Genomic DNA, 25,401 nt, shown 5'->3' on the forward strand with positions numbered 1-25,401 from the left:
GCGGCAAGCTTGCTTCAGCCCAACCAAGCCACACCAAAGCCCTTTTACCCATAGACCAAGGCGAGCCTCACCGCGGGTCGTACTTGTAAGACTTTCGTACGCCTGTCGGCGCCCGAAACCCTTCGACAAACCAGTCTGTCTATCACATGCATCTTTTCGCCGATTGCGACATTGAAACTTGGGGCAGCAGTCCCTCCGCGCAGCGGCCTTAAACCTATTCACAACCCGCCGCATCAAATCTCGCCCATGATCGGGATTGCAGAGGGCCCCCGCCCTTTGCCCGCCGGAGGCACCTTCTTATAAAAACAGAAGGCACCCCCTGAACTCACCCCTACCTCTGCTCCGGCGCCGTAACGCGCCCCGTCCGCTCCAGCTTGCCCCAGCCGGTGCCTACACCACGCACGGCGGCAGCCACGGCGCGCAGCACGACCGAATACATCACCTGACGGTAGACGAAACGCTGGCTGAGCAGGAGGAAGGGGCGGAACTTTTTATCGCGCACGTCTAGGCGATAGGCGATCCAGCCGCAGACGAGGTCGATGCAGGAGAAGGCGACCCAATAAAGGCCCATGCGGAACACGTCGGTCTGGGTCTGCGCCCAACCATGCTGTGCCACGCGCACGGCGGTGCCCAGCATCGAGACCACCAGCGCAAGGTCAATCGCGGGGGAGATGCAGGCGAAGAGGATCTGGAACAGCCAGGCCTGCGGGATGCCGATGAAGGCCAGACCGCCGGGCTTGCCGCGCCGCATCACCTTGCGGTGCTTCCACAGGCATTGCAGCGTGCCATAGGACCAGCGGAAGCGCTGCTTGGCCAGAGCGCTGAAGCTTTCGGGCGCCTCGGTCCATGCCACGGCGTCCTCGTCATAGGCGATCTTCCATTTCTTGCGCTGGATGGCGATGGTCAGATCCTGATCCTCGGCCAGCGTGTCTTCGGGATAGCCGCCCACGCTTTCCAGCGCGGTGCGCCGCCATGCCCCCACAGCGCCGGGCACCACCATGATCGCGTCGAAACGGGTGAGGGCGCGGCGCTCGATATTCTGAGCCGTGGTATATTCCACCGCCTGCCAACGGGTGACAAGGTTCACGCGGTTGCCCACCTTGGCATTGCCCGCCACCGCGCCCACCTTGGGATCGATGAACCAGCGTACGAGGCGCATGATGGTTTCGCGTTCAAATTGCGTATCGGCGTCCAGCGCGACGATGATTTCGCCTGTCGCCTCGGCCAGCGCGCGGTTGAGCGCGGCGGCCTTGCCACCATTGGTCATGGTCATCAGCTTGACGCGCGGATTGTCGCCAAATTTCTCCTGAACCACCGCGCTGGTGCCATCCTTGGACCCGTCATCGGCGACGATCACATCCAGATAGGGATAAGAGGATTCCAGAATGCGCAGCACCGAGGTAGCAATCACCTTCTCTTCATTGAAGCAGGGGATAATCACCGTCACCTTGGGGCGGAACGTGCCATCGGGGATCGGCGCCTTGCGCTTGGGCCGCAACATGGCCAGCGCCACCAGACTGACCGAGCGCAACACGCCCAGCGCGATGGCGAAGAAGAAGGTCCAGTTGAGGCCGACAATGCTGGCGCCGATCATGGTGAACATGAATACGTCGGCGCGCACCGCCAACAGATTATAGCCTTCGACCGGCGGCATCACCTGATCGCGGGTCAGTCCCGCCAGATCGGCCACCGAAACGAATTGATAGCCTTCCTGACGCAGGGCGGTGATAATGCCGGGCAGGGCGGCGATGGTCTGTTCGCGGTTGCCGCCGCCATCATGCAACAGCACGATATTGCCCGAATAGGCGGGGCTGCTGCGGTGAACGCCGCGCAAGGTGTTGTCGATGATCTTTTGCACGCCCGGCGCTTTCCAGTCCGCCGAATCGACATGCAGGCCCACAACCGTATAGCCACGCTCCTGCGCGATGGCGGCGGGCACCAATTCGTCGGCGGTGGTCGGTTCGGCGTCCCCGAAATAGGGCGCGCGGAACAGGCGCATGGAGCGGCCCGTATAGGCCTCCACCAAGCGCTGGGTCGCGTTGATTTCCAACCGGATCGCCGTGTCCGAACTGTTGGCCATGTCGGGGTGGGTATAGGAATGGTTGCCGATTTCCATGCCCGAAGCCATCATCCTTTGCAGGATCTCGCGGTTGGAAACGCCATTTTCGCCGATGACAAAAAAGGTGCCCGGCACCTTATATTGTTCCAGAATGGTCAGGATGCGCGGCGTCCAGTCGGGGTCCGGCCCATCGTCAAAGGTCAGCGCCACTTTCTTGGGCGCATAGCCGGTGCGCTCCACCTTGTAGGGCGTTGGCAGCGTGTCATAGCGGAAATCGGTCACCAGATGGGTTTTGGTGTCAAACTGTACCGCGCGCTTGCCATCGGTGGGCACGGAAGTGATGCGCAGGATTTCGCCGGTGCCTTCCACGTCGGCATTGGCGGCCTGTTTAATCTTGGTCAGATCGGGCAGCGGGGCGGCGGGGGTGTTGCCCGTCTTGCCCCAACTGTCCTTTCCCGCGCGCCAACTGCCCAAAGCGGGCCAGAAACCGGGGTCTTCCGTACCCAGACGCCACAAGGCCACGTTGCCCACGCCCAATTGCGACAGGATGCGCATCTGGTTCCAGCTGGCGGCGGCGTCGATGATCCACACGTCATGGCGCTGGCCATTTTCAAGGAAGGAAAAGCCCGAATTGCCGCTGACCTTGTCATAGACCGGCTTGGTGGCCGAATCATGCGCGGCCAGCCACGCTTCTTCCACCGTCATGCTTTCGGCCATATTCTGGCCTTGCGGGTTGGGGTGCCAGTCATAGGCATAGGAGCCCAGCGCGATGATCACCTTGTTGGCGGGCATGCCCTTGATCGCCTTGGCAACCTTGGCCGCGAACCAGTTGGTCGAGGCAATCGGGCCGGGCGCGCCGCTGGCCCAATGTTCATCATAGGCCATCAGGATGATTTTATCGGCCACAGCGGCAAACTGGTTAGGCGACCAGCCTTCGCCCTCCATCGGCAGCGTTACCGCCACCACGCGGCCCTTTTTATCCAGCGCCTCGTTCACTTCGGCAATCATGGCGCGATAGGCGGGCATGTCCTGCGGCGAGAGGTCTTCAAAGTCGAAGATGATGCCCGCATCGCCCGTCTTGTCCAGATAGGCCAGAACCTGCGTGATCAGCGCGCGGCGGCGCTCCTTGCTGCGGAACAAAGCCTCGGCGGCGGGGCGCGAGAAGCCGTCATCGTCGACATTCTGCAGCACCGGCACGATCAACGGGCGGCGCAAGGCATTGAGCACGATGCGGCGCATGGCGCGGTCATCGCCCACCTCCAGCTTGCCCTGTAGCGTGACATTGAGCGAGGTGGGGGCCACCCAGTCGATTTGATTGATATGGCGCACCAGCGAGGGCGCGGAGACATCCGACCAAGTGGTGTAAAAGGCGACTGTGGTCGTCTGCCCCTTGCTGTTGGCGCGGACCTTGGGCGGGGCGGCAAACAGGTTTTTGATCGAATTGGACAGGCGCGACACCTGCGCCCGCATGGGCAGCGCCGTGCGCCGTTCCAGCCCCAAGGGCAGCGGGCTTGGCACCGGAATATGCACCACGGTGGTGGCAAAGCCTACGGCCACCGCCACAAACAGGATCAGCCCCAGAAAGACGAAACGACGCGTCCAGCGGCGACGGCGGCCCGATGGGTCGAAAAATACCGGCCTAGACAAGGGTCTTTTCCCGCGAAAACGTCATAACTTGTCCCCTGCGGCCGGAATAATGCCCCCGTCCCGCGCTGCAATTCCTGTCAGGCCCGCACAAAGGCCCGTTTCTTTCGCCCACTAGCACCGCATCGGCCTGTGGGGAAGAATGGGCCTGTGCCCGATTGTGGCTTATCCTGCGCTGAACGGCGCCATTTCGGTTGGAAGCGGACGGACCTTCCCCAAGGCCAACCCCTGCCATGGGGCCACCTATCACCCCGGCAAGTTTCATTTGTTTGCCTGTGCGGCAAGGCTGGGGCAGGGAGGGCACACTATGACTATCGCCAATAGATCGCCCGAACTGTCTGCCCAGACGCTGACCCATCTTGAACGGCTGGAGGCCGAGAGCATCCACATCATCCGCGAAGTGGTGGCCGAGGCGGAAAATCCGGTGATGCTCTATTCGGTGGGCAAGGATAGCGCGGTGATGCTGCATCTGGCGCGCAAGGCCTTTTACCCCGCGCCGCCGCCTTTCCCGCTGTTGCATGTGGATACGACCTGGAAATTCCAGGCCATGTATGAATTGCGCAACCAGATGGCGGAAATGACCGGCATGGAATTGCTGGTCTATCACAATCCCGAAGCGCAGGAGCGGGGAATCAATCCGTTCGACCATGGCGCGCTGCACACCGATATGTGGAAGACGGAAGGGTTGAAGCAGGCGCTGGACAAATATGGTTTCGACGCGGCCTTTGGCGGCGCGCGGCGCGATGAGGAAAAGAGCCGCGCCAAGGAGCGCATCTTCTCCTTCCGCACCAGCACCCATGGCTGGGACCCCAAGAACCAGCGGCCCGAATTGTGGAACCTGTATAATGCGCGGAAGAACAAGGGCGAATCGATCCGTGTCTTCCCGATCAGCAATTGGACCGAGCTGGATGTTTGGCAATATATCCACGTCAACAACATCCCCATCGTGCCGCTCTATTTCGCCGATGAACGCCCCACGGTGGAGCGTGACGGCATGCTGTTGATGGTCGATGATGACCGCTTCCCGCTGCGCGAGGGCGAAGTGCCGGTGATGCGCTCGATCCGTTTCCGCACCTTGGGCTGTTACCCCTTGACCGGCGCGGTGGAGAGCAAGGCCAAGACCTTGCCAGAAGTCATTCAGGAAACGCTGCTGACCACCACCAGCGAGCGTCAGGGGCGCGCGATTGACAAGGATGCGGGCGGGGCCGGCATGGAAGTGAAAAAGCAGCAGGGGTATTTCTGAGATGACGCAAGATCCCGTTTACGTCACGGACGCCCTGATCGCCGAGGATATCGAGGCCTATCTCGAAACGCATCAGCACAAGACCATGCTGCGCTTCATCACCTGCGGCAGCGTGGATGATGGTAAGAGCACGCTGATCGGCCGCCTGCTGTACGATTCGAAGATGATTTTTGAGGACCAGCTGGCCGCGCTGGAAGCCGACAGCAAGAAGCAGGGCACGCAGGGGCAGGGGATCGACTTTGCCCTGTTGGTCGATGGTCTGGCTGCCGAGCGCGAGCAGGGCATCACCATTGACGTTGCCTACCGCTTCTTCACCACCGAAAAGCGCAAGTTCATCGTGGCCGATACGCCCGGTCACGAACAATATACGCGCAATATGGTGACGGGCGCTTCCACGGCGGATCTGGCCGTGATCCTGATCGACGCGCGCAAGGGCGTGCTGACGCAGACGCGCCGCCATTCCTTCCTTGCCCATCTGATCGGCATCCGTAACATCGTGCTGGCGGTCAACAAGATGGATCTGGTCGATTATAGCCAGAGCCGTTTTGACGAGATCGTGGCCGATTACCGCGCCTTTGCCGCCAGCATCGGGATCGAGGGCTTCACCGCCCTGCCGATCAGCGGCTATATGGGCGACAATATCACCAGCCTTTCGCCCAATATGCCGTGGTATCAGGCGCCTGCCTATTTTGGTCGCAGCCTGATGGACCATCTGGAAACGGTGGAAGTGGGGCAGGCGCGCGAAGTGGCGCAGCCGTTCCGTATGCCGGTGCAATGGGTGAACCGCCCCAATCTGGACTTCCGCGGCTTTGCCGGCCTTGTGGCCAGCGGCAGTGTGAAGCCGGGCGATGCGGTGCGTGTGCTGCCCAGCGGCAAGACCAGCACCGTGGCGCGGATTGTCACCTTTGACGGCGATCTGGACGAGGCTGTAGCAGGCCAGTCGATCACGCTGACCTTGGCGGACGAGATTGACTGTTCGCGTGGCGATGTGCTGGCTCTGGCCGATAATCCGCCGCAGGTGGCCGACCAGTTCGAGGCGCAGGTGGTGTGGCTGTCGGATGCGCCCTTGATTCCGGGCCGCGCCTATTGGCTGAAAAGCGGCACGCAAATGGTGTCGGCCACGGTGCAGGCGCCCAAATATACCGTCAATGTGAATACGATGGAGCATGTCGCCGCCGACACGTTGGAGTTGAACGCCATTGGCGTGGCCCATGTGACGACCGACCGCGCCATCACTTTTGAACCCTATGGCGAGAACCGCACGCTGGGCGGCTTCATCCTGATCGACAAGATCACCAATGCCACCGTGGCGGCGGGCATGCTGCAATCGGCGCTGCGCCGTGCGGAAAATGTGCATTGGCAGGCTCTGGACATCACCCGTGATGCCCGCGCCTCGGCCAAGACCCAGCGCCCCGCCGTGCTGTGGTTCACCGGCCTGTCGGGTTCGGGCAAATCGACAATCGCCAATCTGGTGGAAAAGAAGCTGCATGCTTTGGGCAAGCACACGTTCCTGCTGGATGGCGACAATGTGCGCCATGGGCTGAACAAGGATCTGGGCTTTAACGAGGCCGACCGGATCGAGAATATCCGCCGCGTGGGCGAGGTGGCGCGTTTGATGACCGATGCGGGTCTGATCGTGTTGACCGCCTTTATCAGCCCCTTCCGCGCCGAGCGTGAATTGGCGCGCAGCCTGATCCCCGATGGCGAATTCTTTGAAGTGTTTGTCGACACGCCTTTGGCCGTGGCCGAAAGCCGCGATGTGAAGGGCCTGTATAAAAAGGCGCGTGAGGGCAAGATCCCCAATTTCACGGGTATTTCCAGCCCTTACGAGCCGCCGGTTGCGCCGGAAATCCGCATTGACACGACCAGCATCAGCCCCGAAGACGCGGCCGAATTGATCGTGGCCAAGCTGCTTGGCGATTACTGGATGCCGGAGATTTGATGGCCATGACCGATGCTGACCTTGCCGCCCATCTTGCACAGGTTGCGGGGCAATTGCTGATCACCGTGCGGCAAAGCGGCGCGGTGAGCGGCAAGGCTTTGGGCAAGGCGGGGGATGCGACCGCTAACCAGTTCCTTGTCCATGCCTTGCAGCATCAGCGGCCTGAGGATGGCCTGCTGTCGGAAGAGAGCAAGGATACGCTGGAGCGTTTGGACCAGAGGCGCGTGTGGATTGTCGATCCGGTGGATGGAACACGCGAATATGGCGAGGCGCGGGCCGATTGGGCCGTCCATGTCGGGCTGGCGGTCGATGGCGCGCCAGTGCTGGGCGCGGTGGCTTTGCCCGATGCCGGCGTGGTCTATCGCAGCGATGCGCCGGTGGCTGTGCCGCCTGCGCCGGAAAAGCTGCGCATGGTGGTCAGCCGTACCCGCCCTGCGGCAGAGGCTCTGTTCGTGGCCGAAAGGCTGGGGGCGGAACTGGTGCCAATGGGCAGCGCGGGCGCCAAGGCCATGGCGGTGATCCGTGGCGAGGCGGATATTTACCTCCATTCGGGCGGCCAGTTCGAATGGGACAGCTGCGCGCCGGCGGCGGTTGTTCTGGCCCATGGGCTGCATGCCAGCCGGATCGATGGTGCCCCGCTGGTCTATAACCAGCGCGACACCTATCTGCCCGACTTGCTGATCTGTCGCCCCGAACATGCGGCGCAGGTTCTGGCTCTGGTGGCGGAATATCAGCCCGCTTGAAGCGTTTAGCTAAAGCTCATCAGGCTTGGCTCATCGCTGCCGCTGAGCAGGCCCATGCGCTTGGCGCGTTTCAGCAAGGCCTGTGCCTGCGTCTGGTGCAGCAATTCGACCATCTGGCCACCGACCTGAATGACGCCCTTGTCCTGATTTTCGGGCAGGGCAAAGGCCTCGATAATCGCCTGCGCCTGCGCCAGTTCTTCGGCTGAAGGGCTGAAGGCTGCGTTGCAGGGGGCGATCTGGTCGGGGTGGATCAGGCTCTTGCCGTCAAAACCGAAAGCGGCGCCCTGCATGGCCTCGGTGGTAAAGGCGTCGATATGGCGGAATTCGTTGCAGACGGCGTCCAGCACGCTGATGTGATGGGCGCGGGCAGCGGCGACGGCCATCGCCATGAAGGGGTGGAAAATACTGCGGCTGGCATCGGGCTTGGCCCGCATTTCCTTGGCCAGATCGTTCAGCCCCAGCACCCAGAGCGCGAGGCGGGTGGATTTGGACAAAGCGCCGATGGCATCGAGATGCAGCACGCTGGCGCAGGTTTCGATCATGGCCCAGAGTTGCAGATCGCCGGGCGCATGGGACAGGGCCTCGTGATAGCGTAGCACATCCTGCGGCCCGTTCACCTTGGGCACCAGCACCGCATCCGCGCCCGACAGCGCCACCGCCTCCAGATCGGCCGCGCCCCAAGGCGTATCCAGCCCGTTGACGCGTACCGCCACTTCACGGTCGCCAAAGCCGCCCGAATAAAGCAGCGCCATGGCCGCATCGCGCGCCTCGTCCTTCTTGTCGGGCGCAACGGCATCTTCCAGATCGAGGATGATGATATCGGCGGGCAGGCTGCGCGCCTTGGCCAGAGCCTTGGGGTTGGAGGCGGGCATGTAGAGGGCGCTGCGGCGCGGCCGGTCAAGCGAGAGAGCGGGCATGAACGGGTCTCCTAGGGCTACAATCGGGGTGCTACAGGCGGGAACAATCGGCATGCCCCGCCCGCTATGCGCCAGCATGAGGCAAGCCAAGCCTGCCTTCCTTGACGGAAAGCAAATGCCATTCCTGCGATGTTCCCTGATGAAGCCGCGCCCGTCAAGCCTGCGACTTGTGATGCTTTAGAACATGTGGCTCATGTCATTGCCCGCCACCAGCGCCAGATTGAGCACCAGAACCATCCGGTCGCCCACCGGTGCCAGACCGTCGAGGAAGGCCGAAACGCCATCATCGCCCAGAGCGGGCGGTTGTTGCAGCGCATCCGATTCGAGCGCCACCAGATCGGACACGGATTCCACGATCAGGCCAGTCGATTTGCCGTTAATGTCAATCACGATGATCGCGTGGCGGTCGGTCGCCTCACTCATTTCCCAGCCGAGGCGGGCGGCAAGATCGATCACCGGCAGGATTTGCCCGCGCAGATTGGCCATGCCCGCCACATAATAGGGCACGCCCGGCACGCGGGTAACCGGTGACCAGGCGCGAATTTCGCGGATGGCGATAATATCCACCCCGAACAATTGCCCGCCAACCTCGAAAGTGATCAATTCCCGCTTCATGCCCCACCAAGCCCCCGAAATTCTTCAGGGGAACTTGTGACGGGGGTGATGCTGGCGGGCAATCACAATCACATTCAATTCGGCGGGAACAAAAATTTATGGTTAGCGATTTGTAAAGGTTCCATAGGAACCGCGATAATAAAGCAGCGGATCGCCTTCACGCCCGACCTCGAGACTGCGCACCGCGCCCAGCACGAAATCATGGTCGCCCGCATCGCTGGTGCCGGCAATATCGCATTCGATGGTGACCAGCGCCCCCGCCAGCAGCGGCACATTACGCTCGCCCAGCCTATATTCCACGCCAGCCCATTTGTCGCCACGCCCCGCCAATTGCCCGCATAGTGCGCCCTGATCCAGGCCCAGCACATTGACCGCAAAGCGCCCCGTGGCGGCAATCGCGGCCCAGCTGGCCGAGGTTTTGGTGGGGAGGAAACCCACCAAAGGCGGATCGAGCGAGACCGAGGTGAACGTGCCCACGATCATCACCAAAGGCTGACCATTGGCATCAAGCGAGGTGATAGCGGCCACGCCAGTGGGATAATGGCCCAGCACTTGGCGGAATTGTGCCGGATCGATCGCTTTGGCGGTCTCGCTCATAAATCTGCTTTTTCACCCCGATATATTGTGTGCGTTCGATGCCAGAGCGGGCCCTGCGCCGCAAGTGCGCTAAAGGACGCAAGGTTTATGAGAAAGGCTCAAGCGGGGCGGACGAAGCTGTCCAGCACCCGCTTGCGGTCGCCGTTTTCAAAGTCGATTTCCAGCTTGTTGCCTTCCTGAACAGCCACTTGGCCATAGCCGAACTTGTCATGGAACACGCGGTCGCCTTGTTTGATGTCCATGCGGGGCTTGGCGGCGAAACTGGCCGCACTGCGGGTAGACGGGCGGGTGGGAACCACATTGCGCGGCGTGGGTGTGTAGCTTTCTGTCGCTCGCTCGGTGGCTCTTTGCCAGCCCGGCCCGCGTGCCGCGTTGCTGCGCTGCTGGTCCACGCGGGTGGCGACATGGGCAAAGGGATCGTCCCGCTCGCTCCATTGCGCGCGCCATAGTGAGGCGCCGCCGCTCATCGTGCTGCTCTGGTCCACATGGGCCTCGGGCAATTCGGCGATGAAGCGGCTGGGGATCGAGCTGGTCCATTGGCCATAAATACGGCGGTTGGCGGCATGCAGGATGGTGCAATGGCGGCGCGCGCGGGTGATGGCCACATAGGCGAGGCGGCGCTCCTCCTCCAGACTGGCCAGCCCGCCTTCATCCAGCGAGCGCTGCGAGGGGAACACGCCTTCTTCCCATCCGGGCAGGAAAACATGATCAAATTCCAGACCCTTGGCGGCGTGGATGGTCATGATGGTGACCTTTTCCACATCGTCGCGGGCTTCATTGTCCATCACCAGACTGACATGTTCAAGGAAATCGCCAAGCGATTCATAATCCTCCATCGCGCGGGCCAGTTCCGAGAGGTTTTCCAGACGGCCAGCGCTTTCCGCGCTGCGTTCGGCCTGAAGCATGCCGGTATAGCCGCATTCATCCAGTACCATCCGCGCCAGATCGGCGGGTGAGCTTTCCTTGGCCACATCGCGCCAACGCGCCAGATCGCGCATCAGCGCCAGCAAAGTGTTGCGCGCGCGGGCGGGCAGTTCATCGGTATCGGCAATGGCCAAAGCAGCCGCCGCCAAGGGCATGGCCTGCGCGCGGGCAAAGCGGTGCAGCTTTTCCAGCGTCTTGTCGCCTAGGCCGCGCTTGGGCGTGTTATAGATGCGTTCAAAGGCCAGATCATCGCTCGGCTGGGCGATCAGGCGGAGATAGGCCAGAGCGTCGCGGATTTCGGCGCGTTCATAGAAACGGAAACCGCCGATGATGCGGTAATTAAGGCCGATGGCGATAAAGCGGTCTTCAAACTCGCGAGTCTGGAACTGGGCGCGCACCAGAATGGCGATCTTGTCCAGCGGCAGGCCTTCGCGCTCCAGCCTTTCAATATCCTCGCCCACACGGCGCGCTTCCTCCGGCGCATCCCAGACGCCGGTGACTTTGACCTTGTCGCCACCGGTGGCCTCGGTCCACAGCGTTTTGCCCAAACGCTCGCTATTCTCGCGGATCAGGCCCGATGCCGCGCCCAGAATATGCGGGGTGGAGCGGTAATTCTGCTCCAGCTTGATCACCTTGGCGCCCGGAAAATCCTGTTCAAAGCGCAGGATATTGGCCACTTCGGCCCCGCGCCAGCTATAGATCGACTGGTCATCATCACCAACGACACAGATATTGTGGCGCGTCTGGCCCGTCTTTTGCGCCAGCAGGCGCAGCCACAGATACTGGACCGAATTGGTGTCCTGATATTCGTCCACCATGATATATTTGAAGCGGCTCTGATATTGCTCCAGCACGTCGCGATGGCGGCGGAAGATGGTCAGCATATGCAGCAGGAGGTCGCCAAAATCGCAGGCATTGAGCGCCTTCAGCCGGTCTTGATAAAGGCGATACATCTGCTGCCCGCGCCCGTTGGCATAGGCCTCGCTTTCCATCGCATCGACATCCTCGGGCATCATGCCGCGGTTTTTCCAGCGGTCGATGCAAGAGGCCAACAGCTTGGGCGGCCAGCGCTTTTCATCCAGCCCTTCGGCCTGAATCAATTGCTTGAGCAGGCGGTTCTGGTCATCCATGTCGATGATCGTGTAATTGCTTTCCATGCCCGCCAATTCGGCATGGCGGCGCAGCATCTTGGCCGCAATCGCGTGGAACGTGCCCAGCCACGGCATTCCCTCCACCGCTGGCCCGATCAGATGGCCCACCCTTTCGCGCATTTCCCGCGCGGCCTTGTTGGTAAAGGTGACGCAGAGGATCTCGCTGGGCCAAGCCCGCCTTTGCGCGATAATATTGGCCAGACGCGCCGTCAGCGCCGCCGTTTTCCCCGTGCCTGCCCCTGCCAGCATCAGCACCGGCCCGTCCAGCGTCATCACGGCCTCCCGCTGGGGCGGGTTTAGACGGGTGAGCCAGTCAGGTGCGGAGTCGGAGGGGGGCGTAAGCTGCGTCATGTGGAACGCCTAGGGAACATGGGCGCGGCTGACAAGGGGGCGGGCGGGCAGGCCTGCCTGATTTTGGCCCGATTATGGGTTGACCTTGGCGCAATCCCCTAGCAACCAACGGGCCATGAGCCAGTCTGTCCACCCCGTTCGCCAACACGCCCGTATCCTGACCGCCGCTTTGGTCGGAACCTCGGTCGAGTTCTATGATTTCTATATTTTCGCCACGGCCACGGCTTTGGTGTTCGGGCCGATGTTTTTCCCCGATGCGGCGCCGGGGCGGCAATTGCTGCTGGCTTTCATGAGCCTTGGCATCGCCTTTGTGGCGCGGCCGGTTGGCGCTATGGCCTTTGGCCATTTTGGTGACCGGATCGGGCGTAAATCTACGCTGGTGGCATCCTTGATGCTGATGGGTGGATCGACGGTGGCGGTGGCTTTCCTGCCTTCTTACGCACAGGCGGGGATTATCGCGCCGATCCTGCTGTGCCTTTGCCGCTTTGGTCAGGGCTTCGGCCTTGGTGGCGAATGGGGTGGGGCGGCTTTGCTGGCAGTGGAAAATGCGCCCAAGGGCTGGGAATCGCGCTTTGGCAGCGCGCCGCAATTGGGGGCGCCGGTGGGCTTTCTGGCGGCTAATGGCCTGTTCCTGATTCTGGGGCTGGTGATGAGTGAGGCCGACTTCAAGGCTTGGGGCTGGCGCGTGCCCTTCCTGCTCTCCACCGTGCTGGTGGGTGTGGGCCTGTGGGTGCGTTTGAAAATCACCGAAACCGCCGCTTTTGCCGAGGCCAAGGCGCATGGGAAAGCCCCCGCTGTTCCCCTGCGTGTGTTGATGGGCCAGCATTGGCAGGCTTTGATCGCGGGCACAGCGGGCGTGGTGTCCTGCTTTGCGCTGTTCTATCTGTGCACCGCCTTTGCCTTGGCGCAGGGCACCGGCCTGCTGCATTACCCGCGCACGGGTTTTATGGTGGCCCAATTGGCCGCCAATATCGGGCTGGCTTTGGGCATTATCTATGCCGCCATCTGGTCCGACCGTTTCGGCGCTTGGCGGGTGCTGGCCAGCGGCGCGGGCCTGGGCGCGGTGGTGGGCGCGCTTTACTGGAGTGGCCTGTCCTCGGGCAGCCTGCTGCTGGTCTTCGCCACTTTGTTCAGCGCGCTTTTCGTGATGGGCATGGCCTATGGCCCGCTCACCAGCTGGCTTTCCAGCCTGTTTCCGGTGGAGGTGCGCTATTCGGGCATTTCCATGGCGTTTAACGGTGGCGGCATTATCGGCGGCGCGGTGACGCCGGTGGTGGCCCAGTCCTTTATCGAGCAGGGCCATGGCCATTGGATCGGCCTGTTGCCCGCTACGGCGGGGCTAGTGACGCTGGCCGGCATTGGCTGGTCGCGGCGGATGCGCCGGAAACGGCTGCGGGTGGTGTAAAGAAAAAGGGGAGCTGGTTGGCTCCCCTTTCTGTTTCAGGCTTCGGTGGCTTCCAACCGCATCAGGGTCAGCTTGCCCTTGCCGACCTTACGCTCTGCATCAATGGCAAAGCCTTTGACGCGGGGCACTTCCTTTTCGCCGGTTTCCAGCGCGACCCATGTGCCTTCGTTGATCCAGCCCAGACGGCGCAATTTGTCGATCGCCACCTCGCCCGCGCCCGTGCCATAGGGCGGGTCCAGCAGCACCACATCCAGCGCCTGCTTGGTGGGGCCCAGCGCCATCACGCTGGTGGCGCGCACATCGCATTGGGCCTGTGCCTTCAAATTGGCGACATTGGCGCGGATGGCGCGCAGGGCAGGGGGGGCCTGTTCGGCAAAGATGCAATGGGCCGCACCACGGCTCAAGGCTTCCAGCCCCAGCGCGCCCGATCCGGCGAACAGATCGGCAAAGCGCAATTCCTCAAAACTGCCCAGACGGCTGGCCAGCATGGAAAACAGCGTTTCGCGGGTGCGTTCCGAAGTGGGGCGGGTGGTTTCCTCACCCTCGGGCGTTTGCAATTTGCGCCCGCGCCATTGGCCAGAGATGATGCGGATCATGCGCCCTCTCCCTTCTGGCGCTCCTCGCGGGTGGGGGCGGGTTTCAGCGTCTTGATGAAATTGTCGACCATCTTCTGCGGGATCTGCACCGCCTGACCACGGGCCAGATCGAGCAGTTCGAACGGACCATATTTGGTGCGCATCAGGCGGCTGACCTGCAGGCCCAGGGCTTCGAGCACACGACGCACTTCGCGGTTCTTGCCCTCGGTCAGCGTCAGTTCGATCCATTGGTTGCGCCCCGTGCGGCGCTCCATATTGGCGTCGATCCGGCCATAGAACACGCCTTCCACCTCGATGCCTTCCATCAGCTGTTCCAGCTGGTCCTGCGTGATGTCGCCAAAGGTGCGGGCGCGATAGGTGCGGGGGATGCCGCTGCTGGGCAATTCCATCGCGCGCTTCAATTCGCCATCATTGGTGAGCAACAGCAGACCTTCGGTGGCAAGGTCGAGCCTGCCCACCGGCATCAGGCGCGGCGTGCCCTCGGGCAGCGCGTTGCGCAGGGCGGTGTAGATGGTGGGGCGACCCGCCGGATCGCGCTCGGCGGTGATCAGGCCTTCGGGCTTGTGGAAAGCGTAAAGCTGGGCCGCTTGCGGCTTTTGCACCGGCTCGCCATCCACCGTGATGCCGTTCAGGCTGGTCAGCAGCATGGCGGGGGTGGTGATCACTTCATCACCCTGTTTCACGCGGCCTTCGGCGATCAGGCGCTCCACTTCGCGGCGGCTGGCGACACCGGCGCGGGCCAGCAGCTTGGCAATGCGTTCGCCTTCGCCTTCCAGACGCTGCAGCGGCTCGGCGGGCTTGGCATAGGGATTGCGGCGCTTGGCCATGGCCAGCTTGGGCGGGCGGCTGGTTTGACCTCCACGGTCCTTGCTAACCCTGTCCGGTGCGGCATTGCGCTTGTCTCCAAAACGGCCACGCGAAGCGCCACCGCGCGCCGAATCGCCAAAGAAGCGCTCGCCATGGGCACGTTCGGTGAAGGAGCGTTCGCCACGACGGGGTTCGGCGGCGGGGCGTTCGCTGCGTGTCAGAACGGGGCGGGGGCCTGCGCTGTCAAATTCTTCGCGACGCTTGCTGCCATAACGGGCCGAACCGGCGCGAGGCGCTTCGCTGCGATCGCTGCGCGGAGCGGCGTCACGGCCAGCGGGGCGATGATCGCCAGTGGCCCATGGTGCAGCGTCGCTGCCGCGTTCTGCGCGTGCAGAAGGCGCTCCGCGATGCGAAGGCGCGCCACGGGGACGGTCGATCAATTTGCCATCATCGCGGATACGGCGCCCTTGTGCGTCACGCGGGGCGCCCATGCGGGGCTTGTCACCGCCGGAACGCGGGCCAGCTTGCGAGCGTCCACCGCCATTATAGCGGTCGCCTGCACCGCCGCCAGCACGGCGCGGCGAATCGCCATAGCGATCTTCCTCGCCACGCGGGGCGCCACGGCCGCCGGTACGAGGCGCGCGCCGATCATTCTCGCGGGAGTTGTTATCTTGGGGGCCATCGCCACGCGACGAGGAGCCAAAACGGCCTTTGCCAGACCGGGGTCCGGAAGGCGAACGGGGAGGTTTGTTAAATGCCATGCGCGCCCCATACGCTGCTTGGCCGGAATCGTCAAAAATTGCGGGGGCGAAGGCCAGTCCCATTCCGGCGCGTCAAAAATCTGTGGCGGATATTTGTGCGCCTCGGGTCTGGCCATTAACCGCGCGGGGCTCTAGCCTGAGGGGCAATACGCAACAGGAGCTTAAGTTCATGGCGAGCAGCGCCAATTCCAGCGATCAGGTCGAACAGCCGCAGGCCAAGCCGCGTCCCAAGGGGCTGGCGCTGCTGCGTGTGGCGCTTTCCACGCGCAAGGCGGCCTGTATGCTGGGCTTTGGCTTTTCCTCCGGCCTGCCCTTCGCGCTGTTGATCGGCACGCTGAACGCGTGGCTGGGCGAGGTGGGGGTTAAACTGGCGACGATTGGCGTTTTGTCATGGATCGGCCTGTCCTATTCGTTCAAATTCCTGTGGGCGCCGGTGGTGGATCGGGTGAAGCTGCCGGTGCTGGAGGCTTTGGGCCGCCGCCGTAGCTGGATATTGCTGTGCCAGTCGGTGCTGACCTTGGCGCTGGCGGGCCTGTCCCTGACCGATCCGGTGGCCGCGATTGGCAGCTTTGCCGTGCTGGCCTTTGTCGCCGCCTTTGCCAGCGCGACTCAGGATATTGCGTTGGACGCATGGCGCATCGAAAATGCCGATGAACAGACCAGCGTGGAATTGCTGACCGCGCTTTACCAGTTCGGCTATCGCACCGCCTCGATTGTGGGGGGCGCGCTGGCCTTGATGCTGGCGGCGCGGATCAGTTGGCCGCAGGTGTTCGGGGCGATGACAGTGGTGATGGGGCTCATGGCTTTTGTCACCCTACGCGCGCCCGATACCGAACGCACGATCACCGCCCGTCTGCATAGCGATCTGGCGCAGGTGGGCGAGTTGACCGCCGCCACGCGCGCGGCTTTGCTGATGGTGGTGCTGGCCAGTTGGGGCTGGGCGGTGGCGTGTATTGCCCGTTTCATGATCCATATGCTGGCCCCCGCCGCCGCCGGAACGAAGCCGCCCAGCGTGGCCGAATTTACCCGCGCCCAAGGGCCGTGGATCGTGGTGGCCACGGTGTTTGTGCCCTTGATCGTGGCCAGCATCTCCAATCTGCTCAAGGCGCGCGGTGTGGCGGTGCAGGCGCAAGAGGATAGCGCCGCCGGTCCGTTGCGCGCGATTGGCAACCATATTTATGCCGCGCTGGTCACGCCCATGGCCGAACTGGCGGGGCGGCTCAAAGGCGGGGTGCTGGTGGTGATGGGTTTCATCCTCACCTATGCGTTTTGCTATAATATCTGGTCTAGCTTTGCCTTCCCCTTCTATCTGGACCATCTGCATTACACCAAGGACGAGGTGGCCTTCGCCTCCAAGATCTTTGGCATCATCATGACGATGACCGGCATTTCGCTGGGGGGCTATCTGTTCCTGCGCATCGGGCGCTTCCCCACGGTGCTGCTGGGGGCCTTGCTGCCGCCTTTGGGCAATCTGCTCTATGCCGATCTGGCCGATGGCGGCCATGCGATTGATGCATTTTCGGGCGCGGTGGGCCTGCAGCAACTGGGCGCATGGTTGGGGGCGGATCTGCGCATGCTGCGGCTGCTGCTGGCCATTTGTTATGAAAACATCGCCACAGGCATCGCGGGCACGGCTTTTGTCGCCTATGTGTCCAGCGTGGTGTCCAAGCGTTACACCGCGATTCAATATGCGCTGCTATCCTCGCTCACCTTCCTTGTCGGCACTTTGGGACGCGGCGTGGCGGGCGAGGCGTTTGACACCTATGGCTATGGGCCGGTGTTCCGTTACACCGCGCTGGCCGGTGTGGTCAGCGTCAGCTTTGTGCTGCTGGAATGGCTGCGGGTGGGGAACAAGGTGGCGGAAAAGGCCGAAGGTTAATCCTCGACCAGTTTGAAGCCGGTAAAGCGCTGGAGCGCCCAGAGCAGTGCCAGCGCCACCGAAATGGCCGCCGTATCGGCCAGCCAGTCATTCCACTGGCAATCGCGGTGCAGGCTGGGGATGGCCTGAAACACCTCGATCAAGGCGCCAAGGAAGGACAGGCGTTCCAGCACTGTGCTCCAGCGCGCCTTGGGGAAAGCGGCGCGGGCCAGAATGGTCAGCACGAAAAAGGCCAGCATATGGGCGAATTTGTCGCCGAACTTGTCAATCGGCAGGCTGGGCGGCTTAGGCGTCAGCGCCATATAGACCGCAAACAAGGTGGCGCCTGCAAAAATTGGGCGGGCAAGGTTTTGAATTTTCATGACATTCACCTGATGGCCGGATGCAGACCTTAGCAGCATGAAAGCAGAGCCATGTCCAGCCTTAGTCCGGAAACTCTTCATTCCGGCGCAAAACATCGCCCGCAAGGTAGAGCGAGCCCGCGATCAACACATCACCTTGCGGCGGAAGTGCCGCCAACGCCTGTGCCACATCGTCGAAAGACCGTACCGGCAGCGCGGTAAAAGGCGCAAAATCCTCTGGCCGATGCGCGTCATGGCCGTGGGCGGGCACGACCGATACCGACAATAGGCGATCGGCCAAAGGTGCGATAATTGCGCCGGGGTCTTTATTGGCCAACATGCCGGTGATCAGGTGGAACTTGGGCGCATCGGCAAAATGGCGGGCAATGGCACGCCCCGCATCGGGATTATGGCCACCGTCCAGCCAGACTTGGCGGTTGCCTGCCAGAGCCGTCAGCGGACCATTGCCCAGCAATTGCAGGCGGGCGGGCCAGCGTGCAGCAAGGATGCCCTGCGCCATGGCTTCGGGGGTAACTTCTACCTCCGATTGATGGCGGATCAGCGCCACAGCCAGCGCCGCATTTTCCGCCTGATGCACACCGGCAAGGCGGGGCAGGGGCAAGGTCAGTTCGCCCTTGGCATCGCGGTAATGGATGACATCGCCAATTTCGGCAAACCAGTCGCGTCCGCGTTTCAGCCATGATGTGCCGACACCCTCGGCCAGCGCCGCAATCTGTTCCTCGGCCTCCGCAGGGTAGCTCTGCGTCACCAAAGGCGCGCTGGGGCGGGTGATGCCTGCCTTTTCCCATGCGATCCGCGCCAAGGGCACTTGCGGCGCGCCTTCCTCGGGGCGCAGCAGGAAACCTTCATGGTCAATGCCCAGCGTGGCAATGCCGGTGGCGACAGGGGTGGGGATCACATTGGTGGCGTCCAGCCTTCCGCCAAGCCCGACCTCGATCACGCAAGCATCGGCCGGAATGCGGCTGAAAGCAAGGAAGATAGCGGCGGTGGTCACTTCAAAGAAGCTGGGGCCAAGGTCGCCGCCCGCCTCGTTGGCGTCCAGCACTTCGGCCAGCAAAGAGGCCAGCAGATCATCCTCGATCAGCTTGCCCGCCAGCCTGATCCGTTCATTGTAACGCACCAGATGCGGCTTGGTCGCGCTATGGACCGTCAGCCCCTGCGCCTCCAGCATCATGCGCAGATAGGTACAGGTGCTGCCCTTGCCATTGGTGCCCGCGACATGGAACACCGGCGGCAGCTTGCGCTGGGGGGTGCCCAGACGGTCGAGCAGACCTTCGATAATCTCCAGCCCCAGCCGCCCTTGCGGCACGGATAGCTGGCCCAGTCGCGCCAGTTGCGCGGCCACGCCGGGGTGGTCGGAGATGGCAAAATCCTTCACCTGTCCACCCCTGCTTGAATCACGCCGCCCGTGCCGCGCCCAGATAGGACAGCACTTGCGCCAGACGTTCCTTCAGATCGCGGCGATGCACCACCATGTCCACCATGCCATGGTCATAGAGATATTCGGCACGCTGGAAGCCTTCGGGCAGCTTTTCGCGGATCGTGTCCTGAATAACGCGCTGTCCGGCAAAGCCGATCAGGCAGCCCGGCTCGGCAATTTGCACATCGCCCAGCATCGCATAGGAAGCTGTCACGCCGCCGGTGGTCGGGTCGGTGAGGATGACGATATAGGGCAGGCCCGCCGCGTTCAGGCGGCGCACCGCCACCGTGGACTTGGGCATTTGCATCAGGGACAGGATGCCTTCCTGCATGCGCGCACCGCCAGCGGCGGTCACGATCACATAGGCGCATTTTTCCTTCAGCGCGCGTTCGGCACCGGCCACAAAGGCCGCGCCCACCGCCATGCCCATGGAACCGCCCATGAAGCCGAAATCCTGCACGCCCAGCACAGCCTTGTTGCCGTCCACCGTGCCCAAGGCATTGGTCAGCGCATCAGGGTGCGGATTGGCGGCGCGGGCGGCCTTCATGCGGTCGGGATACTTCTTCGTATCGCGGAAACGCAAAGGGTCGTCCTTCACCTTGGGCGAGGGCAGCACCTTGAAACCGGCGTCCAGCAATTGCGCGAAACGCGCATCGGTGCCGATTCGGCCATGATGGTCACAGCGCGGGCATACGGACAGGTTCGCCTCATATTCCTTGGCGAACAGCATCTCGTTGCAGTTCTTGCACTTGATCCACAGATTGTCGGGCGTGTCGTCTTTCGCCGCAGACAGCGAGGAAAGCGAGTTGCGTACTTTGTTAAGCCAGCTCATGCGGGCTCCCTAGCTTTATGCACCGCCTCTGCCAAGGCCTGCGTCAGGGCACGCACCGGTTCGGCCGCGTTGGCGCCATGCTGCGCCACCAGATCGACCAGCGCGCTGCCCACCACCACGCCATCGGCATGGGCGGCAAAGGCGGCGGCTTGTTCAGGCGTGCGCACGCCAAAGCCGACGGCGATGGGCAGGTCGGTGCCAGCCTTCAGATGGGCGACCGCCTGGGCAATCGTGTCCACAGCGGCCTGCTGCTTGCCGGTGATGCCCGCCACCGAAACGTAATAGAGAAATCCGCTGGAGTTTTCCAAAACGGCGGGCAGGCGTGCCTTGTCAGTCGTGGGCGTGGCCAGACGGATGAAGGCAATGCCAGCCTCGCGCAAGGCGGGGCCGATCTCGGCGTCTTCCTCATTGGGAATGTCCACGCAGATGATGCCATCCACGCCTGCCTTGACGCATTCACCGGCGAACCATTCCGCCCCGCGCGTGATCATCGGATTGGCATAGCCCATCAGCACCAGCGGGGTTTCAGGATGGCGGGCGCGGAACTCGGCCGCGATGCGGAAGATGTCGGCGGTCTTGGTGCCGGCTTCCAGCGCGCGGATGTTCGCGGCCTGAATGGCGGGGCCATCGGCCATCGGATCGGTAAAGGGCAGGCCCAGCTCGATCACATCGGCGCCGCCAGCCACCAGCGCATCCAGAATCGCAGGCGTTGCATCGGGCGTGGGATCGCCACCGGTGATGAAGGTGACGAGAGCGGGGCGGCCTTTAGAGAAGGCGGAAGCGAGGCGGGTCACAGTTCTACTCCCAGACGGTCTGCAACCGTGAAGATATCCTTGTCGCCACGACCACACAGGTTGGCGACGATGATCTGGTCCTTGCCCATGGTAGGGGCAACCTTTTTCACGGCTGCAATGGCGTGGGCAGGCTCCAGCGCGGGGATGATCCCCTCGGTGCGGCAGAGCAACTGGAAGCCGTCCATCGCTTCCTCGTCGGTGACCGAGGTGTAATCCACGCGGCCAATGTCGCGCAGGAAGGCGTGTTCGGGGCCGATGCCGGGGTAATCCAGACCGGCGCTGATCGAGTGGCCTTCCGTGATCTGGCCATCCTCGTCCTGCAACAGATAGGTCTTGTTGCCATGCAGGATGCCGGGGCGGCCACCAGCCAGACTGGCGGCATGTTCCTTGTCCAGACCATAGCCTGCCGCTTCCACGCCCAGCATCTTCACGCTGGTGTCGTCAAGGAAGGGGTGGAACAGGCCGATCGCGTTGGAACCACCGCCGATGGCGGCCACCAGCAGGTCGGGCAGGCGGCCCGTGCGCTTTTGGATCTGCTCGCGCGCTTCGCGGCCGATCACGCTTTGGAAATCGCGCACCAGTTCGGGATAGGGGTGCGGGCCGGCGGCGGTGCCGATGATGTAGAATGTGTCATGCACATTGGCCACCCAATCGCGCAGGGCCTCGTTCATCGCATCCTTCAACGTGCCAGCGCCAGCGGTCACCGGCACAACGGTCGCGCCCAGCAGCTTCATACGGAACACATTGGGTGCCTGACGCGCCACGTCGGTCGCGCCCATGAAGATGGTGCAGGGCAGGCCAAAGCGGGCGCAAACCGTGGCGGTGGCCACGCCATGCTGACCCGCGCCGGTTTCGGCGATAATGCGCTTTTTGCCCATGCGGATCGCCAGCAGGATCTGGCCGATGCAATTGTTGATCTTATGCGCGCCGGTGTGGTTCAACTCGTCACGCTTGAACCAGACTTGCGCGCCGCCCAGTTCCTCGGTCAGGCGGGGCGCAAAATAGAGCGGGCTGGGGCGCCCGACATAATGCTCCAGCAGATCGTCGAATTCGGCGTGGAAAGCGGGGTCCGCCTTGGCCGCCTTATATTCGCGTTCAAGGTCCAGGATCAGCGGCATCAGCGTTTCGGCGACATAGCGCCCGCCAAACTGGCCGAAATGGCCGCGATCATCGGGGAAATGGCGAAAGGAGTTGGGCATGGTCTGGTTCATAGCGCGCAAACGCCTGCCATGGGCGCGCCGCCCTGTCCAGCCTGCGCATGGGGATAGGGGCAAATTGCCCGTCGAGCCATGGGGTTGCGCGGCAGGAAGGCCCGCGTTGTTACCATTGGCGACAATTGCGGCCGAACCGCGCCACAATGCCCGAAACATCGGGGTTTTGTCGGATGCCTTTCTGATTTCTGAACGATTTCTGACAATTGGCTGACCGGCCAGTTCACCTAAGCGTCAGGGCGAGGGGCGCAGACAGGGATCAGACGCAGCGGCGCTTCACCTCTCACGAAGCGCATGGCGTCTCTAAAAAGACTTAGGAGGAATTTTATGCGTCTGGTTCTCATCCCGCTCCTCGCCTCGCTGGCCGTTGCTGCGCCCGCCATGGCCGAAAGCACCCCGGACAGCAGCAAGACCACCGGCGCCCGCTTTGACGTCCATGGTGGACTTGGCTGGGCCGATGGGCAAACCGCACAGGGCACGCTTGGCGCCACGCTGGGTTATGACATCGCCACCGGCGGCAAGACCTTTGTCGGTATCGAACAGTCGGTCGACAAGGTGCTGACCAGCAGCGACAAGGCCCGTTGGAGCACCACCGCCCGTGCCGGTTTGCAGGTGACCCCGGCCAACAAGCTCTATGGTCTGGCCGGTTACAGCTATGGCGTTGGCCCCAATGGCACCCATATTGGCGGCGGCGTGGAACATGCCTTTGGCCCCTATTTCACCAAGGTGGAATATCGCCACACCTTCAACGAAGATGCCGCCAAGGACAGCAATGCCGCGCTGGTCGGTGTGGGTCTGCGCTTCTGATCTCGGGCTAAAGCCATGAGACAGCCCTGCCCATCACTCCGATCCGCCTTCGCAGGGCAGCCTATCGCAGGGCATTGTTGATCCGGAAAGCCTCCCTCGTATTTTGCGGGGGAGGCTTTTTGCCATTTGGTGATTCGCGGCAATATTCCAAGGGGCGCGATTGAGGCATTATTTACGGCATAATGGCTCTATAAATTTGAAAAACAGATGAAATTTCTGGCTGCTAGTTGCGCGAAACCGGTGTAGAAACCGCTTTGGAAATCGGACGCGATGGCCCAAAGGACCCTTGTTTCTGATTTTCAAGGAGCTCTTATGTTGAAGCGCATGGTGGGCGGGGCTTTGGCTCTTGCTGCTCTGGTAGCGGCCACTCCGGCAACGGCAGGTCAGTTGCGGGTTGAAGGTCGCGCTGGTCTGGGCTGGGCCAATGGCGGCGGGACCAAGGCTACGATGGGCGCTGCTGTGGGTTATGACATGTCGGTAACGGCTTTGGGCACGGGCGTATTTGCCGGTGTGGAACAGTCGATCGACAAACAGGCCAAGGATGGCGATGCCCGCTGGGGCACGTCGGCGCGGCTTGGGGTAAAAGTGCTGGCTTTGGGCAGCCTTTATGGGGTTGTGGGCTATCACTATGGCGGCGCCTATGAGAGCACCTCGGCGGGCGTGGGTTATGCTAAGTCCTTGGGTCCGGTGTTCGCGCGGGTGGAATATCGCCGCATGTTGAACCAGGGCGTAAGGTCGAATGGCGACCGGCTGCTGTTGGGTTTTGGTGTGACGTTTTGAAGTTTTGCCTGCGATGGCGCAGGCCGTCGAGATCGGATCGTGCGGGCATTTGCCGCCGATCCCACGAGCCCTGACCGAGGGCGTGGCGGGGGCCGTTCCTTTCAGCCCCCGCCATGTATGTGCTACGGTTGGCTGCAAAAAAGAGGGCAGGTTCATGCGCTTGGCTGAACCTGCCCTCTTCCTGTCCCGCTTGCTCTGGATAAGAGCCCTGACCGAGCGCCCTGTATGGAGCCTGTGGCCTAAGCATGGAGTCATGCCAAGAAAACACAGGAGAGGCGATGAATGCGGGTATCGCCTTTCTGGTGACAGCTTAGGCAGGATTTGGTTATTAACAAGATAAAACAATCGACTGCGTGCGAAGTCTTGTGCCATTTCGGCGCATCTTCGGCTCGTTTCGTCGCTTTGTTCTTTAAGCGGGGCTCCGCGCTGCCTTGCAGAAAGCCGCGATCAAGGTCTCGTCCTTCACGCCTGCCGAGCTTTCCACCCCTGATGAACAATCGACCAAGGGCGCACCGGTGCGCGTGATTGCTTCGGCCACATTGTTGGGCCCCAGACCACCGGCCAGACCCCACCCTTGGGCAAATCCGCCCGCGCGATAGCCCGCCACCAATTTCCAGTCGAAAGCCAGACCCATGCCGCCGGGCAGAGTGCCCTTGGGCGTTTTGGCGTCAAACAGCACCATGGAGGCCGCGCCGCGATAGGCATCGGCCCGCGCTACATCCTCTGCGCTGGCCACGCTCAGCGCTTTCCATGCGGGAAGGCCATGGCGGGCGGAGAGCTGCGCCACGCGTTCGGGCGTTTCGCTGCCATGCAATTGCAGCACGTCTAACTTGGCCGCCGCCACCGCCTCGGCAATGGTCGAATCATCGGCATCGACAAACAGGCCAACCCGCTGGATGCGTCCAGCGGCCACCGCGCCCAGCACGGCTGCTTGTTGCAGCGTTACATGGCGCGGGCTTTTGGGAAAGAATACAAAGCCGACATGGCTGGCCTGCGCCTTGATGCAGGCCTCCAGCGATGGCGCCGTGGAAATGCCGCAGATCTTGATCCCAATGGTCATGATAGAGCCTTGGCAAGGACCACCATCTCCAGATGGTCAATATCGGGCAGGGGGAAGGGGCGGATTTCTCCAGTGCGGGCATAGCCGCGCCGTTCATAATAGGCGATCAATTCGGGGCGGGCGGAGATGACCGTCATCTCCAGCGCCTTGGCGCCTTGCTCTGCCGCGCTGCTTTCGGCCTGCGCCAGCAATTGCCGCCCCAATCCGCCACCCTGTTGCAAGGGATCGACGCAAAGCATGCCCAGATAGGCCAGTTCGGCGTCCTTTGCCGTTACCGTCACCGTGCCGATCAGCGCGCCATCGCGTTCGGCCAACCAGATGCGGTTGGCGGGGGAGGCAAGGCTGTCGGCCAGTTCTTCCATGCTGATCCGCTCGCCTTCCAGCAGGTCGGCCTCATTGGTCCAACCTGCGCGGGCAGCGTCTCCGCGATAGGCGCTTTCGACAAGTTGCTTCAGCGCGGGCAGATCGCCCGCCTCGGCCAGTCGGAAAGTCAGCATGGGC

At 62.5% G+C, this 25,401-nt stretch carries 21 protein-coding genes; 7 read left to right on the plus strand and 14 right to left on the minus strand.

All coding sequences use genetic code 11. The features are described from left to right. Positions 1–331 precede the first annotated feature (331 nt). Positions 332–3,706 (minus strand): trifunctional glycoside hydrolase family 18/polysaccharide deacetylase/glycosyltransferase family 2 protein, encoded by a 3,375-nt coding sequence (locus EOE18_RS14065; RefSeq protein WP_127710633.1) that lies wholly within the window; start codon positions 3,704–3,706, stop codon positions 332–334. A gap of 304 nt (positions 3,707–4,010) precedes the next feature. On the opposite strand from EOE18_RS14065, the gene cysD reads away from it, so the two are divergent. The 3 genes from cysD to EOE18_RS14080 are packed head-to-tail and all read left to right on the plus strand — an operon-like array spanning position 4,011 to position 7,631. After that, positions 4,011–4,946, plus strand: coding sequence for a sulfate adenylyltransferase subunit CysD (gene cysD / locus EOE18_RS14070; RefSeq protein WP_127710635.1), 936 nt, complete (start codon positions 4,011–4,013; stop codon positions 4,944–4,946). Between the two features lies 1 nt (position 4,947). Continuing rightward, complete coding sequence (gene cysN / locus EOE18_RS14075) at positions 4,948–6,888, plus strand: sulfate adenylyltransferase subunit CysN (protein WP_164852767.1); 1,941 nt, start codon at positions 4,948–4,950, stop codon at positions 6,886–6,888. Between the two features lie 5 nt (positions 6,889–6,893). Next, positions 6,894–7,631, plus strand: coding sequence for a 3'(2'),5'-bisphosphate nucleotidase CysQ (locus EOE18_RS14080; protein ID WP_425464299.1), 738 nt, complete (start codon positions 6,894–6,896; stop codon positions 7,629–7,631). Between the two features lie 5 nt (positions 7,632–7,636). Here the strand turns inward: EOE18_RS14080 and EOE18_RS14085 are convergent, their stop codons facing one another. The 4 genes from EOE18_RS14085 to EOE18_RS14100 all read right to left on the minus strand — a co-directional run bounded on the left by EOE18_RS14085 (position 7,637) and on the right by EOE18_RS14100 (position 12,186). After that, positions 7,637–8,548 (minus strand): HpcH/HpaI aldolase/citrate lyase family protein, encoded by a 912-nt coding sequence (locus EOE18_RS14085; RefSeq protein ID WP_127710641.1) that lies wholly within the window; start codon positions 8,546–8,548, stop codon positions 7,637–7,639. Positions 8,549–8,725: 177 nt separating this feature from the next. Beyond that, positions 8,726–9,163: a chemotaxis protein CheW gene (locus EOE18_RS14090; RefSeq protein WP_127710643.1), complete on the minus strand. Its 438-nt coding sequence runs from the start codon at positions 9,161–9,163 to the stop codon at positions 8,726–8,728. Positions 9,164–9,265: 102 nt separating this feature from the next. Then, entirely contained in the window at positions 9,266–9,760 is a 495-nt protein-coding gene (locus tag EOE18_RS14095; RefSeq protein WP_127710645.1) for a flavin reductase family protein, read from the minus strand. A gap of 98 nt (positions 9,761–9,858) precedes the next feature. Continuing rightward, a complete protein-coding gene (locus EOE18_RS14100; RefSeq protein ID WP_127710647.1) occupies positions 9,859–12,186 on the minus strand; it encodes an ATP-dependent helicase in 2,328 nt (775 codons plus the stop codon). 115 nt (positions 12,187–12,301) lie between these two features. On the opposite strand from EOE18_RS14100, the gene EOE18_RS14105 reads away from it, so the two are divergent. Beyond that, positions 12,302–13,591, plus strand: a complete 1,290-nt coding sequence (locus tag EOE18_RS14105; protein ID WP_127710649.1) for an MFS transporter — start codon at positions 12,302–12,304, stop codon at positions 13,589–13,591. Positions 13,592–13,626: 35 nt separating this feature from the next. Here the strand turns inward: EOE18_RS14105 and rsmD are convergent, their stop codons facing one another. Both rsmD and EOE18_RS18485 read right to left on the minus strand, forming a co-directional pair. Continuing rightward, positions 13,627–14,187: a 16S rRNA (guanine(966)-N(2))-methyltransferase RsmD gene (gene rsmD, locus EOE18_RS14110; protein WP_127710651.1), complete on the minus strand. Its 561-nt coding sequence runs from the start codon at positions 14,185–14,187 to the stop codon at positions 13,627–13,629. Continuing rightward, positions 14,184–15,755 (minus strand): pseudouridine synthase, encoded by a 1,572-nt coding sequence (locus EOE18_RS18485; RefSeq protein WP_164852768.1) that lies wholly within the window; start codon positions 15,753–15,755, stop codon positions 14,184–14,186. Before EOE18_RS18485 ends, rsmD begins: the two co-directional genes overlap by 4 nt. Before the next feature lie 169 nt (positions 15,756–15,924). Between EOE18_RS18485 and EOE18_RS14120 the strand changes: the two genes are divergently transcribed. After that, the gene (locus EOE18_RS14120; RefSeq protein ID WP_246027460.1) at positions 15,925–17,634 is read left to right on the plus strand and encodes an AmpG family muropeptide MFS transporter; all 1,710 of its coding nucleotides are present in this window, start codon (positions 15,925–15,927) and stop codon (positions 17,632–17,634) included. Here the strand turns inward: EOE18_RS14120 and EOE18_RS14125 are convergent. The 5 genes from EOE18_RS14125 to trpB form a co-directional block, all read right to left on the minus strand. Next, complete coding sequence (locus tag EOE18_RS14125) at positions 17,631–17,996, minus strand: VanZ family protein (protein WP_127710653.1); 366 nt, start codon at positions 17,994–17,996, stop codon at positions 17,631–17,633. The two genes, EOE18_RS14120 and EOE18_RS14125, sit on opposite strands and share 4 nt — an antisense overlap. 61 nt (positions 17,997–18,057) lie before the next feature. After that, positions 18,058–19,374, minus strand: coding sequence for a bifunctional folylpolyglutamate synthase/dihydrofolate synthase (locus EOE18_RS14130; protein ID WP_127710655.1), 1,317 nt, complete (start codon positions 19,372–19,374; stop codon positions 18,058–18,060). 19 nt (positions 19,375–19,393) lie between these two features. Beyond that, positions 19,394–20,248 carry an acetyl-CoA carboxylase, carboxyltransferase subunit beta gene (gene accD, locus EOE18_RS14135; protein ID WP_127710657.1) on the minus strand — a complete coding sequence of 285 codons (855 nt, stop codon included), beginning with the start codon at positions 20,246–20,248 and terminating at the stop codon, positions 19,394–19,396. Then, on the minus strand, positions 20,245–21,042 hold the full coding sequence (trpA, locus tag EOE18_RS14140; RefSeq protein ID WP_127710659.1) for a tryptophan synthase subunit alpha: 798 nt from the start codon (positions 21,040–21,042) through the stop codon (positions 20,245–20,247). Before trpA ends, accD begins: the two co-directional genes overlap by 4 nt. Continuing rightward, positions 21,039–22,253 (minus strand): tryptophan synthase subunit beta, encoded by a 1,215-nt coding sequence (trpB, locus tag EOE18_RS14145; protein ID WP_127710661.1) that lies wholly within the window; start codon positions 22,251–22,253, stop codon positions 21,039–21,041. The genes trpA and trpB overlap by 4 nt, the downstream gene beginning before the upstream one ends. 327 nt (positions 22,254–22,580) lie before the next feature. On the opposite strand from trpB, the gene EOE18_RS14150 reads away from it, so the two are divergent. After that, positions 22,581–23,060 carry an outer membrane protein gene (locus tag EOE18_RS14150; protein ID WP_127710663.1) on the plus strand — a complete coding sequence of 160 codons (480 nt, stop codon included), beginning with the start codon at positions 22,581–22,583 and terminating at the stop codon, positions 23,058–23,060. A 312-nt stretch (positions 23,061–23,372) separates the two neighbouring features. Continuing rightward, a complete protein-coding gene (locus EOE18_RS14155; protein WP_127710665.1) occupies positions 23,373–23,840 on the plus strand; it encodes a hypothetical protein in 468 nt (155 codons plus the stop codon). 409 nt (positions 23,841–24,249) lie between these two features. On the opposite strand, the gene EOE18_RS14160 is transcribed toward EOE18_RS14155, so the two are convergent. Further along, positions 24,250–24,900 carry a phosphoribosylanthranilate isomerase gene (locus tag EOE18_RS14160; RefSeq protein WP_127710667.1) on the minus strand — a complete coding sequence of 217 codons (651 nt, stop codon included), beginning with the start codon at positions 24,898–24,900 and terminating at the stop codon, positions 24,250–24,252. After that, positions 24,897–25,397 (minus strand): GNAT family N-acetyltransferase, encoded by a 501-nt coding sequence (locus EOE18_RS14165; RefSeq protein ID WP_127710669.1) that lies wholly within the window; start codon positions 25,395–25,397, stop codon positions 24,897–24,899. The genes EOE18_RS14160 and EOE18_RS14165 overlap by 4 nt, the downstream gene beginning before the upstream one ends. Positions 25,398–25,401: the final 4 nt, after the last annotated feature.

Source organism: Novosphingobium umbonatum (assembly GCF_004005905.1).
Classification (GTDB): domain Bacteria; phylum Pseudomonadota; class Alphaproteobacteria; order Sphingomonadales; family Sphingomonadaceae; genus Novosphingobium; species Novosphingobium umbonatum.